19 protein-coding genes and 1 pseudogene are annotated in these 15,040 nt (G+C 43.4%); 2 read left to right on the forward strand and 18 right to left on the reverse strand.

What is annotated here, in order from left to right; translation table 11 throughout:
* Positions 1-112: 112 nt before the first annotated feature.
* Together ACTL4S_RS14220 and ACTL4S_RS14225 are read left to right on the forward strand one after the other, a co-directional pair.
* A pseudogene (locus tag ACTL4S_RS14220) lies at positions 113-388 on the forward strand (flavin-containing monooxygenase); the annotation flags it as partial.
* Positions 389-456: 68 nt separating this feature from the next.
* Positions 457-1,365: a LysO family transporter gene (locus tag ACTL4S_RS14225; RefSeq protein ID WP_441299565.1), complete on the forward strand. Its 909-nt coding sequence runs from the start codon at positions 457-459 to the stop codon at positions 1,363-1,365.
* Positions 1,366-1,801: 436 nt separating this feature from the next.
* Here the strand turns inward: ACTL4S_RS14225 and pyrF are convergent, their stop codons facing one another.
* The 18 genes from pyrF to ACTL4S_RS14315 all read right to left on the reverse strand — a co-directional run bounded on the left by pyrF (position 1,802) and on the right by ACTL4S_RS14315 (position 15,031).
* Positions 1,802-2,482 (reverse strand): orotidine-5'-phosphate decarboxylase, encoded by a 681-nt coding sequence (pyrF, locus tag ACTL4S_RS14230; RefSeq protein WP_004645455.1) that lies wholly within the window; start codon positions 2,480-2,482, stop codon positions 1,802-1,804.
* A gap of 36 nt (positions 2,483-2,518) precedes the next feature.
* Positions 2,519-2,878 carry a lipopolysaccharide assembly protein LapA domain-containing protein gene (locus ACTL4S_RS14235; protein WP_004278852.1) on the reverse strand — a complete coding sequence of 120 codons (360 nt, stop codon included), beginning with the start codon at positions 2,876-2,878 and terminating at the stop codon, positions 2,519-2,521.
* Between the two features lie 24 nt (positions 2,879-2,902).
* Positions 2,903-3,208, reverse strand: coding sequence for an integration host factor subunit beta (locus ACTL4S_RS14240; RefSeq protein ID WP_004278853.1), 306 nt, complete (start codon positions 3,206-3,208; stop codon positions 2,903-2,905).
* Positions 3,209-3,371: 163 nt separating this feature from the next.
* A complete protein-coding gene (gene rpsA, locus ACTL4S_RS14245; protein WP_004278854.1) occupies positions 3,372-5,048 on the reverse strand; it encodes a 30S ribosomal protein S1 in 1,677 nt (558 codons plus the stop codon).
* Between the two features lie 110 nt (positions 5,049-5,158).
* Entirely contained in the window at positions 5,159-5,842 is a 684-nt protein-coding gene (cmk, locus tag ACTL4S_RS14250) for a (d)CMP kinase (RefSeq protein WP_004278855.1), read from the reverse strand.
* Between the two features lie 17 nt (positions 5,843-5,859).
* The gene (locus ACTL4S_RS14255) at positions 5,860-6,291 is read right to left on the reverse strand and encodes an SRPBCC family protein (RefSeq protein ID WP_005247314.1); all 432 of its coding nucleotides are present in this window, start codon (positions 6,289-6,291) and stop codon (positions 5,860-5,862) included.
* Between the two features lie 60 nt (positions 6,292-6,351).
* Entirely contained in the window at positions 6,352-6,867 is a 516-nt protein-coding gene (gene tadA, locus ACTL4S_RS14260) for a tRNA adenosine(34) deaminase TadA (RefSeq protein WP_441299566.1), read from the reverse strand.
* Positions 6,868-6,873: 6 nt separating this feature from the next.
* Positions 6,874-7,995 carry an enoyl-CoA hydratase/isomerase family protein gene (locus ACTL4S_RS14265; protein ID WP_441299567.1) on the reverse strand — a complete coding sequence of 374 codons (1,122 nt, stop codon included), beginning with the start codon at positions 7,993-7,995 and terminating at the stop codon, positions 6,874-6,876.
* Positions 7,992-8,705: a uracil-DNA glycosylase gene (gene ung / locus ACTL4S_RS14270; protein ID WP_005247316.1), complete on the reverse strand. Its 714-nt coding sequence runs from the start codon at positions 8,703-8,705 to the stop codon at positions 7,992-7,994. Before ung ends, ACTL4S_RS14265 begins: the two co-directional genes overlap by 4 nt.
* 46 nt (positions 8,706-8,751) lie before the next feature.
* Positions 8,752-9,348 carry a 6-pyruvoyl trahydropterin synthase family protein gene (locus ACTL4S_RS14275; protein WP_004278864.1) on the reverse strand — a complete coding sequence of 199 codons (597 nt, stop codon included), beginning with the start codon at positions 9,346-9,348 and terminating at the stop codon, positions 8,752-8,754.
* Between the two features lie 152 nt (positions 9,349-9,500).
* Positions 9,501-10,472, reverse strand: coding sequence for a type II secretion system minor pseudopilin GspK (gspK, locus tag ACTL4S_RS14280; RefSeq protein ID WP_314104253.1), 972 nt, complete (start codon positions 10,470-10,472; stop codon positions 9,501-9,503).
* 6 nt (positions 10,473-10,478) lie between these two features.
* Positions 10,479-11,120 (reverse strand): type II secretion system minor pseudopilin GspJ, encoded by a 642-nt coding sequence (gene gspJ, locus ACTL4S_RS14285; protein WP_310078238.1) that lies wholly within the window; start codon positions 11,118-11,120, stop codon positions 10,479-10,481.
* Complete coding sequence (gene gspI / locus ACTL4S_RS14290) at positions 11,117-11,542, reverse strand: type II secretion system minor pseudopilin GspI (RefSeq protein WP_441299574.1); 426 nt, start codon at positions 11,540-11,542, stop codon at positions 11,117-11,119. Before gspI ends, gspJ begins: the two co-directional genes overlap by 4 nt.
* Positions 11,543-11,675: 133 nt before the next feature.
* The gene (locus tag ACTL4S_RS14295) at positions 11,676-12,227 is read right to left on the reverse strand and encodes a type II secretion system protein (RefSeq protein WP_310078235.1); all 552 of its coding nucleotides are present in this window, start codon (positions 12,225-12,227) and stop codon (positions 11,676-11,678) included.
* 9 nt (positions 12,228-12,236) lie between these two features.
* Positions 12,237-12,851 (reverse strand): TetR/AcrR family transcriptional regulator, encoded by a 615-nt coding sequence (locus tag ACTL4S_RS14300; protein WP_004278873.1) that lies wholly within the window; start codon positions 12,849-12,851, stop codon positions 12,237-12,239.
* 41 nt (positions 12,852-12,892) lie between these two features.
* Complete coding sequence (locus tag ACTL4S_RS14305; RefSeq protein ID WP_004278875.1) at positions 12,893-13,666, reverse strand: TatD family hydrolase; 774 nt, start codon at positions 13,664-13,666, stop codon at positions 12,893-12,895.
* A gap of 27 nt (positions 13,667-13,693) precedes the next feature.
* Complete coding sequence (locus tag ACTL4S_RS14310) at positions 13,694-14,035, reverse strand: PilZ domain-containing protein (protein ID WP_004278877.1); 342 nt, start codon at positions 14,033-14,035, stop codon at positions 13,694-13,696.
* A 15-nt stretch (positions 14,036-14,050) separates the two neighbouring features.
* Positions 14,051-15,031 (reverse strand): DNA polymerase III delta subunit-related protein, encoded by a 981-nt coding sequence (locus tag ACTL4S_RS14315; RefSeq protein ID WP_005106565.1) that lies wholly within the window; start codon positions 15,029-15,031, stop codon positions 14,051-14,053.
* Positions 15,032-15,040 lie beyond the last annotated feature (9 nt).

Genomic DNA, 15,040 nt, shown 5'->3' on the forward strand with positions numbered 1-15,040 from the left:
CAGCGTTTAATTGGTTTTGGGAAAAAAGAAGAGTTTAAGGAAATTTTGGCAATTTTAAGAAAGCAGAATCCTGATAGGATAAGGGTTCTGTGAAATTTGTCGTGTACAGAGGATTGAGGCACAAGTCGAATATATTTTGCAATTGATGCAACTGGTCGATCGATCCCAAAGCGATGCCATCATGGTCAAAGACCAGGCACAGGATGCATTTAATCAGCAGGTGCAACATATGTTTGAAAAGACTGTGTGGCAATCTGGCTGCGTCAGCTGGTATCAGCAGGAAGGTGGCAAGAACTTTGCCTTATGGCCAACTTATACCTGGAAATACTGGCTCAAAACAAAAAAGCCAAATGCCGCAGATTATCGATTATTGAATAAAGTCGCCTAAAAGCTTTTTACCATCTGACATCAAGCGGTGGCATAATTTATAGGTAATTTTTTCAATCCATTAAACTTATGCAATCGCTTTGGCTTATCTTTCAGCTTCTATTCTGTCTAGCACTCGGTTTTGCCATGGCAAAACGAATTCCGATTTCGATTATTAAAATCTGTTTCAAGCTATTGCCCTATTTTAGCTATGTTTTATTGATTGCAATTGCCTTTGAATTTTCACAACTGGTAGATGAATTACAGCATCCTCTCCAGATTTTGAGTACGTCAATTAGTATTGCCTTTCTAACCTCACTCGGCGCTTTTGCATTTTGTTACCTACTATTTAAATGGGCAGGTTTTCTTCCGAGTTCAGGCCGGGTATCTCTCGATCTGGTAGTTAAATCCTTGCTGAATATGAGCTATGCTTTTTTAGCTCTCGCAGGTGGATATTGTTTACATGCGAGCTTGAATCTGTTTGATCTATCCGTGCAAATCAGCACCTGGCATTTGTTGCTGGTATTTATGTTCATGATTGGCCTGGATCTGGCTTATTCACCTTTAGATCGTTCCTGGTTAAATTTTAAAATTCTCTTAGTTCCGATTGGTTGTATTTTTGGTTCATTATTTGCAGTCATGCTTTATTCATTCTGGAATACAGACATCAGTCTAAAAGATTTGATCATGCTGTCACAAGGCTATGGATTTTACTCAATGTCAGGTGTTGTCGTAACAGAACTCAGAAATGCAGAACTCGGCAGTATCGCGCTAATGAATGACCTGTTTAGAGAAATTTTTGCCATCTTACTCATGTATTGTATGGGCTGGAGATACCCAAGATCCGCCATTTCCGCAGCGGGTGCAACTGCGATGGATGTGACTCTACCGATGGTTAAACAGGCCTGTGGGCATGATTTTATTCCACATGCCATGGTCAGTGGTTTTATTTTGTCACTGTTAGCACCAGTCATGGTGAGTGTACTGGCAGCGATTTAATTACTTTATCACTTTCTCAATCTCACTAAATTCCTCTTTTATAAAGAGGAACTCTCCTCCCTGATTCAGTTTAAAAGCAGAATTTTAAAACGAAGCACAAGCAAGTAGGCCGAGAGGGCTGACTAAAAAACTTAAATCAATATCACTTAAGGCATCGCATACTGTTTCAATAACATCCGAAGCAAGACTGATGGCATCAGATGCCAAACTGACCACATCGATCCCCGCTGTCCGATCTGCTGAGCTTGCCTGCTGTTGTTGCTATTCTTGTTGCTTAAGCTGTTCTGCCTGTTGAATATTTTGAATTACGTCATTCTGTACTTTTTCTAATTGTGGTTCAGATGAAGTCATCATTTTTCCTTTTTATTTTATAACCATTTTTTCAATATATAAAAAAAGCCTTTCGACTGAAAGGCTTTTTGTCATTCAAACCGTATTAAAGCGTTGCCAAAATATCTTTCAAAGTCTGACGCATATTTTTAGACTGGGTAATCGGGCGACCAATTACCAGATGTGTTGAGCCATCTAGCATTGCCTGTTTCGGTGTCACAATACGTTTCTGGTCATCTGCATTCGACCCTTCTGGACGAATGCCGGGTGTCACTAATGCAAAGTCTTTTCCAATCGTTTCACGTAACATTTTCGCTTCTTGAGCTGAGCAAACCACCCCATCTAGACCACTGTCTTTTGTCAGTTGTGCCAGACGTTTTACATGCTCATTTGGCTCAATATCCAGACCAATATCTTTCAAGTCTTCACGGCCCATTGACGTCAATACAGTCACTGCAATCAACTGAGTTTTATAATTACCCGCTTGCAAACGCTCTACACAGGTTTCCATCATCTTGCGGCCACCTGAGGCATGCACATTGACCATCCACACACCCAAATCTGCTGCCGCGCATACTGCCTGTGCTGTTGTATTTGGAATATCATGAAATTTCAGATCCAGAAATACATCAAAGCCTTTATCTTGAAGTGCTTTGACAATAATTGGACCTTCATGGGTAAATAACTCTTTACCAACTTTAAGTCGACACAAGGCAGGATCTAACTGTTCTGCAATGGCTAAGGCATCAAATTGGCTTTTGGCATCTAGTGCGACGATGATACTCAAGAGATTACCCCTTCATATAGGCAAAAAATAAGCCCATTATAATGGGCTTTGATTTTCATTGGTAATATCTAATACAGTTTTTTCATGCCGGGTATGGGCTGCTGCTTCAGCGGCCATTAACTTGGCTGTATTCAACTGTTCCTTACGTAGATGTTCAATGTCTTTACGCAGTCGTTTAATTTCCCAATTCGTCTGAAAAACCCGGAAGATCTGAACGCCCAATAACAGGCCCAAAACGACACCTAAAGATAACGTGAGGAGAAGTAATAATCCCAGGCGCATTGCGGGAACTTGAGTAAATAACAAGTCCACTGACAATTCAGTACCGTTTTGCAAAACTAAAGCTAATGAATAACCAAACAGTACCAATAAAAGAATGACCAGAACGTAACGCATGAACACCCCGCAAAATATTTACAATTATTTTTGTGCAGACTCGTTCACAGCGTCACGAAGTGCCTTGCCTGGTTTAAAGTGCGGAACTGCTTTTGCAGCCACTTCTACTGATTTACCAGTTTTAGGGTTACGACCTACGCGCGGTTCACGGTGATGCAATGCAAAACTACCAAATCCACGAATCTCGATACGATTGTCAGTTGATAATGCTTCTATCATTTGATCAATCATAATTTTAACTGCTTCTTCCACTAAAGGCTCAGCCAAATGCGGATTTTTTAACGCAATACGCTCTATTAAGTCAGACTTATTAAGTGCTTCAGTAGTCATCTGCGACCTCTTTAATTATCAAGCTACTTGGGATCTATTTCCCGATAATAACCTGTTTAAATACAAAACGGTAGCGCAATAATTAAATACTACGCTACCGTTTACAGTATTTGTATAAAAAGTATTAGTTAACTTACATTAACAATACAATTCAAACGCTTACTTAGTTGCCCATTTGAGCTTTGATCAGGTCACCAATCGTCTTAGGACCATTGTCTTGACCAGCAGGAGCTGTTTTCAAGTTAGCAACTGCTTCTTTCTCTTCAGCTTCGTCTTTCGCTTTGATAGACAAGTTGATTGCGCGAGATTTACGATCTACGTTGATGATCTTCGCTTCAACTTCTTGACCAACTTCAAGGAACTTAGTTGCATCTTCAACGCGGTCGCGGTTGATTTCAGATGCTTTCAGAGTCGCTTCAACTTCGTCAGCTAACTTAACAGTCGCGCCTTTAGCATCAACTGCAGTTACAGTACCTTTAACCAACGCACCGCGTTCGTTAGCAGCAAGGAAGTCATTGAACGGATCGTTGTTCATTTGCTTGATGCCAAGGCTGATACGGTTGCCTTCAGCGTCTACAGAAAGGATAACTGCTTCAACAGTGTCGCCTTTTTTATAACGACGAATCGCTTCTTCGCCTTGTTCGTTCCAAGAAATATCAGACAAGTGAACTAGACCGTCGATACCGCCTGGTAAACCGATGAAGATACCGAAGTCAGTGATAGATTTGATCGTACCAGAAACTTTTTCGCCTTTGTCGTGATCTTTAGCAAACTCTTCCCATGGGTTAGCACGAGTTTGTTTGATACCAAGAGAAATACGACGACGTTCTTCATCAACTTCAAGAACCATAACATCAACTTCGTCACCAATCTGAACAACTTTAGATGGGTGGATGTTTTTGTTCGTGTGATCCATTTCTGAAACGTGTACTAAACCTTCAACGCCTTCAGCGATTTCAGCGAAACAACCGTAGTCAGTCAGGTTAGTTACGCGCGCTTTAACGATTGAACCTTTAGGGTAACGGTTCATGATCGCTAACCATGGATCTTCGCCAAGCTGTTTAAGACCTAGAGAAACACGGTTACGTTCGCGGTCGAATTTAAGTACTTTAACAGTAACTTCTTGACCCACTTCAACAACTTCTGAAGGGTGCTTGATACGTTTCCAAGCCATGTCAGTGATGTGAAGAAGACCATCAATACCGCCAAGGTCAACGAATGCGCCGTAGTCAGTAAGATTTTTGATCGTACCAGTAACTGTTTGACCTTCTTCAAGCTGAGCAAGAAGAGCTTCACGGTCAGCTGAAGATTCAGCTTCCATAACAGCACGACGTGAAACAACAACGTTGTTACGTTTAGCGTCAAGCTTGATTACTTTGAATTCTAACTCTTTGCCTTCTAGGTGAGTAGTATCACGAATAGGACGAGTATCAACTAAAGAACCTGGAAGGAACGCACGTACTGGACCGATGTCAACAGTGAAACCACCTTTAACTTTACCAGAGATAACACCAGTAACGATTTCGCCGTCTTCAAAGATTTTTTCAAGTTTAGTCCAAGTTTCTGCGCGTTTAGCTTTTTCGCGAGAAAGAACTGTTTGACCCATACCGTTGTCAAGTGCTTCAACAACTACGTCTACAGTGTCGCCAACTTGAACTTCAAGTTCGCGCTGTTCATTTAAGAACTCAGCACGGTCAACAACGCCTTCAGATTTAAGGCCAGTGTCAACAGTTACCCAATCAGAGTCAATGCTTACTACAACGCCCTGGATAACTGCACCCTTTTCAACGTTGAGGTTTAATTCGCTTGCTTCAAAGAGGGCTGCAAAAGATTCGGTCATGATATTTCCGATAAAGTCAGCGGTCTTGGATCAGACAAGGCCGGTTTAATTAAGCATCTACATAGTCCATATAAAACTGATCAAGCTATGCGTTTGCTGATAAAATTGGGTTAATTTGCTAACTGCTGATCCACATAAGTGGTCATCAGCTGGAATACTTCATCGATATTCAAATCTGAACTATCAATAATGTAAGCATCATCCGCAGGCTTGAGTGGAGCGACAGCGCGTTCCGTATCTCGTTTATCGCGAGCGATGATATTAGCTAAAATGTCGCTTATTTTAACATCCAGCCCCATGCCCTGCAACTGCTTTACACGTCTTTGCGCGCGTGATTCAGCCGAGGCCGTCAAATATATTTTTGCCTGAGCATTCGGGAAGATACTTGTCGCCATATCACGTCCGTCTGCTACCAGACCAGGCGCCTGTGCAAAGGCATGCTGACGTGAAACCATCGCTGTTCTAAGCTCAGGAATTGCTGCAACTTTTGAAGCAAACTCTCCTACCCGTTCAGTTCGAATAGTTTGGGACACATCTTCACCATCCAGCCACACCTGCACCCCGGTGTCGGTACTGACAAACTGGATATCTAAATTTGTTGCGATTTGTACGCATTCTGGCAATTTCGTGTCTAGCGAATCCAGCAAATCATGGTGATGCAATGACAAACCCAAAAGGCGGTATAAAGCACCAGAATCCAATAAGTGAAACTGATAATGTGCAGCCAGTTTCGCTGCTAACGTGCCCTTGCCAGACCCACTTGGACCATCAATGGTAATAATTTGAACTGTCATTGCTTTCCCGTTGTTGTTTAAACAGATTTTGCGAGTTTTGTCAGGCCTAGTTTAATCGCTGCCTGTAACTGTGCAAGGATTAATTTACTCACAAAAGGCGCACGTGCCTGCAATTCAATCGTATAAGTTACTAACGTTTTGTCATCAGCCAGTGCTTCAAATTCAATAATGCCTAAATGATGCTTGATCAATGGATTTTTAATAATCTGATATTCGATGCGATTATTTGGCTCGAACAAGGTAATTTGTTCTTTCAGCGGCTTCACTGGCCCCATACCCATTGCACGTACTGAACCGAGTCCATCAGGATATTCAGCATCCGCAGAATCCTTGATTCGTTCGACCTGCATCGGTGCGAAGGCAATATTATAGGTGGCATGCTTGGACATCAAATTGAAGACATCATCAAGGGCTGCTGGGAATTCTTTTTTTACTTGGATGCTGTTCATTATTGTTCCTGAAGATTGCAGATATTTGAAAGTGGGAAAATTTTAGCGGATAAAGTAAATTTACTTCTGCGTATTAAATAACTTTTCTTGTAACTTGAATTGTCGTTTCTGCTCGCGACGCAACTTAAAAAATGCACTGAGCTGTTCAGAGCATTGCTGCTGCATGCAGCCTGCCTGGAAAGAAAATACGTGATTATAATAACCGGTTTCAAACAGTTGACGCGCACTCACCAGTGAACCTGCTTTCGCTTCAAATGCGCCAAATACTACCCGTGAAACCCGTGAATGCACCAGCGCACCAACACACATGGTGCACGGCTCTAAAGTCACATAAAGCACTGCATCATCAGGTAAACGATAATTCTGGATATTTTGACAGGCATCACGCAGCGCCACAATCTCGGCATGCGCGGTCGGATCATTCAACGAGATGGGCGCATTAAATCCTTGGCCAATGATCTGATTCTGACTGACGATAATTGCCCCCACAGGAATTTCTCCCTGTGCAGCAGCAAGTGCAGCCTGCTCGTAAGCACGCTGCATCCAGTATTCATCTGTAAATTGTGTTTCGGACATTGAAGCTTAAATCACACCATAATGCTTGAGCAGCTCATTCCAGCTTTCAATAGTCGTAACTGGAGGATTCCCAGACAGGATCCCTTTCAAGCTCATATCTGCACCTTTTTTCCACTCAGGACTAAGGTCTTTGTCGACCAGACGTGCTCGTACACCCTCAACAAAGTCATGATGACGAATTTTCCAGTCTGAGATCTGAACTTCCAGTTCGAAAACTTCATTCCAGGAATGTATCTGCTTACCCCATTGCCACAATAGCCAGGTCAAGACTGCAGTAGTTGGCGAACCTTTTTTCAGGTTTTCACTGGCCTGACGCAACCAGTCACTGCGTGCGTCACTCAGGCCAATAATCGACTCATAATCATGCTCAAAGTTGACACCACGGCAAACACTATGAATTACATCCAGAGAGTTTTGCAACGGTCCCGGGCCGACCGGACGGTGCATACTATTCAGGGTGTCATCAATGGCCCGGAAGTCACCTGCAGGATAATGCTCCCAGTCAATATTAATGACTTTATCCAAAACTGAATCACGCTGTGCATCACAAATATGCGTTGCCCAGCCAATCCCGTAAGCGCCCGCAGCAGTCATGATTGAACCGGTCAAGCCGGTAAATAGACCAATCGCACCACGATCTGCCAAGAAGCGGGTTGCACCCACGTCTGGATACAAACCGATATTGATTTCAGGCATTGCCAAACGTGAATATGGCGTCACTAAACGGAAAGGTGCTGCCATAAACAAGCCCAGGCCACCGCCCATCACATAACCTTCACCCCAGACTAAAACGGGTTTGGCATAATTATGCAGTAACAGATCGAGTGCATATTCTTGTTCAAAAAACTTATTGGCAGCCGCCACTTCATCATTAATCACTAACTGACGCAGTTTACGCACATCCCCACCCGCACAGAACGCTTTCGGTGTGGTTGAATCGAGCCAGATGGCTTTTACGCTGTCATCATGATGAAAGTCCTGAAATACTTCCAAGAGTGCGGAAGCGATCGACTCATCCAGCGCATGCAAAGATTTCGGGCGATTTAAACGAACGATACGCCAACCATTGTGCGCTTCTTCAACAATCAAATCCGGATGATAATGTTTAGTAAGGGGAGAATATTTCATGCGTCCAGCTGCCAATCTATAGGCTCAATGCCATGTTGTTTGAGGTAGTTATTCGATTTTGAAAATACTTTACAACCAAAAAAACCACCACGGTTTGCGGCCAAAGGCGATGGATGTGCTGCCTTTAACACGAGATGCTTGTCTTGATTAATGCGCTGTCCTTTACGCTGTGCGTATGCGCCCCAAAGAATAAAGACAATATGTTCACGCTGTTCATTTAATACATCAATGACGTGATCGGTAAATTCTTCCCAACCGCGCTTTTGATGCGAAGTCGGCTGACCTGCTTCTACGGTCAGTACTGCATTTAACAGAAGCACACCCTGCTCTGCCCAATGCGTCAAGTCACCATGCTTCGGTCTTTCAACCCCAACATCAGCATGTAACTCATGAAAAATATTACGCAAAGATGGTGGTAATGCAACCCCCTTTTGCACGGAAAAGCTTAATCCATGCGCCTGATTTGGGCCATGATAAGGATCTTGCCCCAAAATTACCACTTTTACCCGATCTAGCGGCGTGGTATTTAACGCATTAAAAATCAGATGATTGGGAGGATAAATGATTTTATCTGCTTTTTTTTCTTCAACGAGAAATGCTTTTAATTCATCCATTTTCGGACTGAGCAAAAATTCACTCAATCCATATTTCCAGCTTTCATCCAGCTGAACTTTATTCAGCTTGGCCAGTTGCTGTTCATTTAAAGACATTCTTCAATCCTAAATCTATGTCAATGGATTTAAAGTCACGCAGACTTTAAATCTGTACCTGTAAATCTACTGTAGGGTTATGAAATGGTGTGCCCTGTTTGAGCTTGGCAAACATGTCCGGATCTGTCCATTCAGCCTGCACTTGTTCAGAGAACTCAAGTTGCTCCAGACTAAGGATGCCCATTTGTTCATTTTGAATATCTTCTAAAAAGCTTTGTGCATAGCCGGTGTCGGTTTCATGCACAATCACAGAATAGACTTCGACATCGCCTTCACCATTTTGAGTCACGGTCGATGCCAGCACCTGCTGTGCCAGAAAGAAGAAAATACGTGAAAACTGTTCTGCTGATGGCGATACCGGCAAAGACACCCAGCGCGCACTGAAATTCTTGCAGGCCTGAATATATTCCGGATCGTCATTTTGCCAAAAGCAGATGGCATGATCGAAAGAATCAAAGAAATCCTTAATCACACCTTTAAGCAGACCAAAGTCATAGACCATTTGACCATGATCTAGCTTCGAGGCTTTTAGCAATAACTCGACTTTATAACTATGGCCATGGATCGAACGCTTACAGCGATCTGACGTGCAGTTACGCACAATATGAGCATTCTCAAACTTAAATAACTTACGAATTAACATATGCCGTAATGTCGTCAAAAAATAGGTGAATTAATTTTGATTATAAAGCAAAAGTAAAGCTTTGAGGATTAATTTTGCTGTTTAGCATGATAGGGAAAAGGCATCAGTCCAGCATTGTTACTTCTACAATCTGTATAATTTATAAACTATGATCAAAATGGCGCCATGCTGCGGTATGCCACATAAACCTGTTTGTCCTGACGAACCAGATCACTACTAAACTGGCGCTTACGCTCACTTAAAACCACTTCGATTCGGGCTTTAAAATAATTGGATTGCACCCCAAGCAGACTGTTAAACAAATTACGCTTGTCCGCATCGACCTGAACAAAGGGTTCTAGTGTCCAGAGATCAGCCACATTGGAAAAATATTCCAGATTTGCCTGACGGCGATCCAGCAATTGCTGCACAGTATTCACATCCAGCTTTTCATCCATACTGGCCAAAAGAAATGCAGATGCGGTATTAATATTGACCGTAGTATCTGCTACAGACGCAGTACTTAGATAAGGTGCGATTAGTTTGTACTTATTCTCTTCAAAACCTCGTACCAGTTTCAGCTCTTCAACGCTATGAAATTTAGCATTCGGAGGCAGAGAACCATTCGGCAAACCCTGATAATAATTGGATTCTGCACCCATGCCCCCACTGACCAGCTCGTCTGCATCCTGCCAGTCAATGACTGCTTCACTCAGCTGTTCCGGCAAACCGGCACGTTTTAGAATCAACTCAAACCATGCCTTGGCATTTTCATTGACTGTGCCTTCGGCGGTGATCAGGCTATTTAAATTAAACTTGCCTGATTCATCCTGCACAATTCCGGAGACATAACCATCATCTACCGGAAAAGCCGGCATGGGCTGCGCCCAGGTTTCCTGCAGATGATCGACCTCTGCAGCATTTTCAGCATCATTGACCAGCAATTCAGAAAAAAAGGCCTCGGCACTCTTGGCATACATGAGAGACTGGTTTTGTCGCATCAAATAGGCAGTGCTTTCAGCAGTTGCAGCCTGACGCTGGGCAATCGTGGCCGCCAAAATAGTCGCTAGCGCTACCATCACCAGAATGGTAATCAGTGCAATGCCCTGCTGCTGCTTGATCATGATCGCTTTCTTCATTTTCATTTCTTATTATTCTGAGCTGGGTTGACCGGTGTTCTGAGTATCAAGCAAAAAGTCAGTATTTAATAAACTAAACATCCATTCATAACTGACGCCATTCACAGTTAAATTGATTTTAATCCCTTTAGGCAAACGCTGTTTATGCTCTAACTGATTCAGATCAGCAGAAGTATCCGGCCATTGCGTGAGTTCATTCGGATTAAGTACGACGATCTGGAATTGTTCCACTTCCGACAATAAAAAACTGGATTCGGGCTGATCTTGACCGGTCTGATTTAGATTCCGGTATTTCAAGCGATAAAGTTTCTGCTCATCGGCTCGATACTGATATTCAATGCGTTCATCTGGGGAAATTCCTTCTTCCAAAGGGTCAGTTACCCCAGTTTTACTGAAATTAAAGCGTCCGTTCTGCAGCACCAGAGCCGGTTGAATATCCCCATTGATATTGGCCGTTAAGGGCACTGCCTGTACGGTATCTCGCAGAATCTGCTGATAGGTTTGCTGTAGCTGACCTAAACGCTGCTCATGAATCACATTCTGATCTTTGGTTTTGACAATATAATCAAAAACTTTCCAACCCAAAGCAGACAGCACCGCAAAGATCGCAATTGCGACCATTAATTCAACCAGGGTAAATCCTTTAGGCTTCATGGAGTATTGTTCATGCGATGATTAAAGAACATCAGGCTGCTGATCCCAGATTCAACCTGACCACTGTCCTGATTAACCAGACTCACCTGCAATTCGATTCGCTGCACATTCGGACTGACCGTCGGTTCGCTGCGCTTGTCAATCTGCCAAGTTTCACCTTGCTGGGTCAGCTGTTTAGAAGCCGTACCCTCCATCCATTCCTGATTGATTTCCATTTGTGCCACTTCATTTAAAGCAACAAACTGTGCTTTGGTACGTAGAATGGCATTTGAGGTGGATTGGGTATATTGCATTGCGACTTTGGTCAAGGTCATGGCTGCGGTCGCAAAAATTGCCAGGGCCACCATAACTTCCAATAAGGTAAAACCTGAGGCACGATTAAGTCGAGTAACACTCGACCGTGCCGCAAGTCCGAAAGCTATGCTTGAGGAGCAGCGATAAACGAAACAACGTTTCGTCCGAGCGCAAGATGACGAACTCTGTTCAGAGTGCACACGATGAAGCCGAGTAATACTCGGCCTGATAGCACCAAATCCAGTATTCTGCTTGAAATATCTAGATTTCATTGATTTTACCCAGATGATCAATCTCAATCGCAGCACCCACTTCACGGTCTTCTAAAAAGAACTGAATCCGCACCGGCTTGACTTCACCATTGCCGAGCCAGATCAATTGAGGTGAATTTTCCTGAGTCAGATCACGGTTTTGTGCTCTGGCGTAACGCTGCTGTTCCAGTGCCTGAATCTGAAAGGAAACATGATCAGGCAAACTACGCAATTTAAAATCTGCATAACTTTGCCATTTCTCATTTTGCAGGTTCTGTTCAGTCTGCGCTGCTGAACGATATTCTATAATTCCATAACGAAATGGCGTGACATCTGTTGCTGGCCGAACGTCAAGCGCGAGTATTCTAGACTGGTCATTGGCCTCGCGTAGCACCCGTTGCAAGTCTACTAATAAAATTTCCCGTGCCTGCATTGCTTTGCGCTGATCGACACCACTGGTATTGAGCAGCACTAGTGAAGCCATAATCCCCATAATCACAATCACCACCATCAATTCGATTAAGGTAAAGCCACGAACTGCACTGTGAGGTGATCTGATCATAGGACAACCTTAGACAAACTGGTCGGCAGAATGCACCTGCTTGGGCAAAGCCAGCGCCTGATCGATATAGGCCACACGCAAGGTATCGCGTGAACCCAAGTAACGCTGATAGAAACTGGAATTGAGAATTGCGGCTGCACCATGGGTCAGCGACCAGATCGACGCTAGATAATCGCGTACCGACATGCGGCTGTTGATCGATGCCAGATAAGTTTCTGTCATACGGATAATCAGGCGTAAGCGCTGTTTGCGCACCTGATAAAGTTCGCTAAACAGGTGCTGGATTCCAACCCCAGTCGTCGACAGGCGTTCTTCAATTTGATGAAACAGCACAGTACGTTCAGGATGATGCAAATGATGCAGCATAAAGAAGGCCAGATGTTCAGGAAAGGCTTTATCGCTATCCTGAATCATTTCCAGCAACATGCGCTCATTTCGGATAATCAGCAGCATGTATAGTTCATCTTTACTCTGGAAATGTTTATAAAGTGTCCCTTTGGCCAGATCAAGCTCGGCGGCAAGCGCATCAAGCGTCATTCCTGCTTCACCATTTTCTAACAGGAGTTGCTCTGCTACTTGAAAAATCAAGGTTTCTCTTGCTCGAAACTGAGCTTGACGATCCATCTTCACCCTATAAACTCTCTTTGTACTTTATATAACTTTATTTACTTTAAATTCAGAAGATTTTCAAAGTTCTGCTTTGTGATATAAGCCATTTCTTCCAGTGACTTATCATATACATCGCAAAGCGCTTTGGCTACATAAGGAACGTATTTAGGCTCATTAGATTTGCCACGATACGGCATTGGCGCAAGATAAGGACTATCGGTTTCAATCAGCACACGATCCAGCGGAACCTGTTTGGCGACATCACGCAGATCCTGCGCATTTTTAAATGAAACAATTCCGGAAAATGACACATAATAGCCGCAGTCCAGTACCGCTTTGGCGGTTTCCCAGTCTTCGGTAAAACAATGCAAAATCCCGTGAGTCGATTTTTCCGCGCGAATAATATCAACGGTATCATGCTTGGCGGAACGGGTATGAACGACTACAGGTTTTTTGGTGATTTGTGACGCATGGATATGCCGGGCGAAACAGGCCTTTTGCTCTGCAATAAAATCGGTACTGTGATAATAGTCCAGACCTGTTTCACCGAGTGCCCAGACTTTCTCCGGTTGCGCCAGTTCAACCAGATATTCAGTCGTGGCACGCGCCATGGTTGCAGCATCTTCGCAAGGATGTACGCCAACGGTATATCCGACATCTGCATGACGCGCGGCAATTTTGGCCAGCTCGATATGATCATCCAGATCGACCGAGATACTCATGAATTTGGAAACACCGGCTTCACGAGCCTGAGCCAATGCCTGATCCAGATCACCATGATATGGTGTCAAATCAAGCAGGGTTAAATGACAATGAGTATCTACAAACACGATGCGTTCCTACCAAGGGTAAATTAACTACATAGTGTAACTTTTACGTCCTTCAGATTTAAGACCTGCAACCAGACGATCTGCTTCATTTTTAAAATAAACGCCTTTTTCACCGCTTAACTGGATGCCAAAGCCTTGTGGCTTGATGCCATTCTGCTTTTGCGAGACCCAGATGACTTTACCGGTTAAAGGAATTTTCTGGGTCTGGTCAGGCAAAGTCGTCAATACAAAAACCTCTTCGCCCAGTTTGACCGGCTGCTTGGAAGGAATAAAAAGCCCACCACCCACAACATAAGGCATATAGCTGGCAAACAGTGTTTCAATGTCAGGAATATTGGCCTGAATAATACCGCCCATACGTGGTTGCATGTGATTTCCCCTTAATTAAAGATTCATCAGCTTGATAAACAATTCATCAATAACCAGATTGCTTTGGACATTCTGTTCAAGGAATTGTTTAGCGCGCTGAAAATCTTCATAAATTTTAAAAAGTGCTTCTAATGAATATTGTTCGGCAAGTACATTGAATTCAAGGTCAATGTTTTTCACCGTCTGATTTAGCTTGACACAAATTAAATCGGACAACAAGTATTCAAACATTTGAGCAAAGTCACCAAAATTCAGGTTTTTATTCCATTTGGTCGCAATTGCCATCGGCATATTTTTTTGCATGACCAGTTTTTGCCAGTCTTGCAGGAATTCCTGACGTAGTGGCAGCCAGGCACTTTGTGCAACCTCTAGTGCCTGTAACGGCATCTGATTGGACAGGTTCATCAATAACTGTTGTTGGCTAGCACCTGCATCTGGGAGCTGATTCTGGACATAATCGCTAAATTGTTCTGCGGAAATCCGGTCCAAAGCAAAATGCTGCAAACGACTGCGTATAGTCGCGGGCAATTTTAAATAATGATTCGCCAGTAAAATAATGACCGTATTATCACCGGGTTCTTCCAGTGTTTTGAGTAAGGCATTGGCAGAGGCAATATTCAAGGCTTCTGCCGGCTCAATCACAATCACGCGCCAGCCATCTACAGTCTGTTGCACAAAAGGCAGCAGATCGCGAATCTTCTCGATCTTGATTTTGGCATTCTGTTTTTTATTGTCGTCATCGGTACTGATATGCACATAGTTGGGATGGGTATCTGCCTTTAACCATTGACAGCTACTGCATTCACCACATGGCCCGGCAGGCTGACGATTCAGGCATAACACCCAAGCCAGAAACTGTTGGGTAAACGCTTCTTTACCACAGCCTTTTTTTCCATAAAACAATAAACCATGTCCAAGCTTGGGAAAGCGCCCGGTCAGGGTTTCCCAAACCTGTTGCTGCCATGGATAGATATGTGCATTGACATCAAAAGGCATGTATTTGAC

This window comes from Acinetobacter lwoffii, assembly GCF_052078135.1.
GTDB classification, from domain to species: domain Bacteria; phylum Pseudomonadota; class Gammaproteobacteria; order Pseudomonadales; family Moraxellaceae; genus Acinetobacter; species Acinetobacter lwoffii_Z.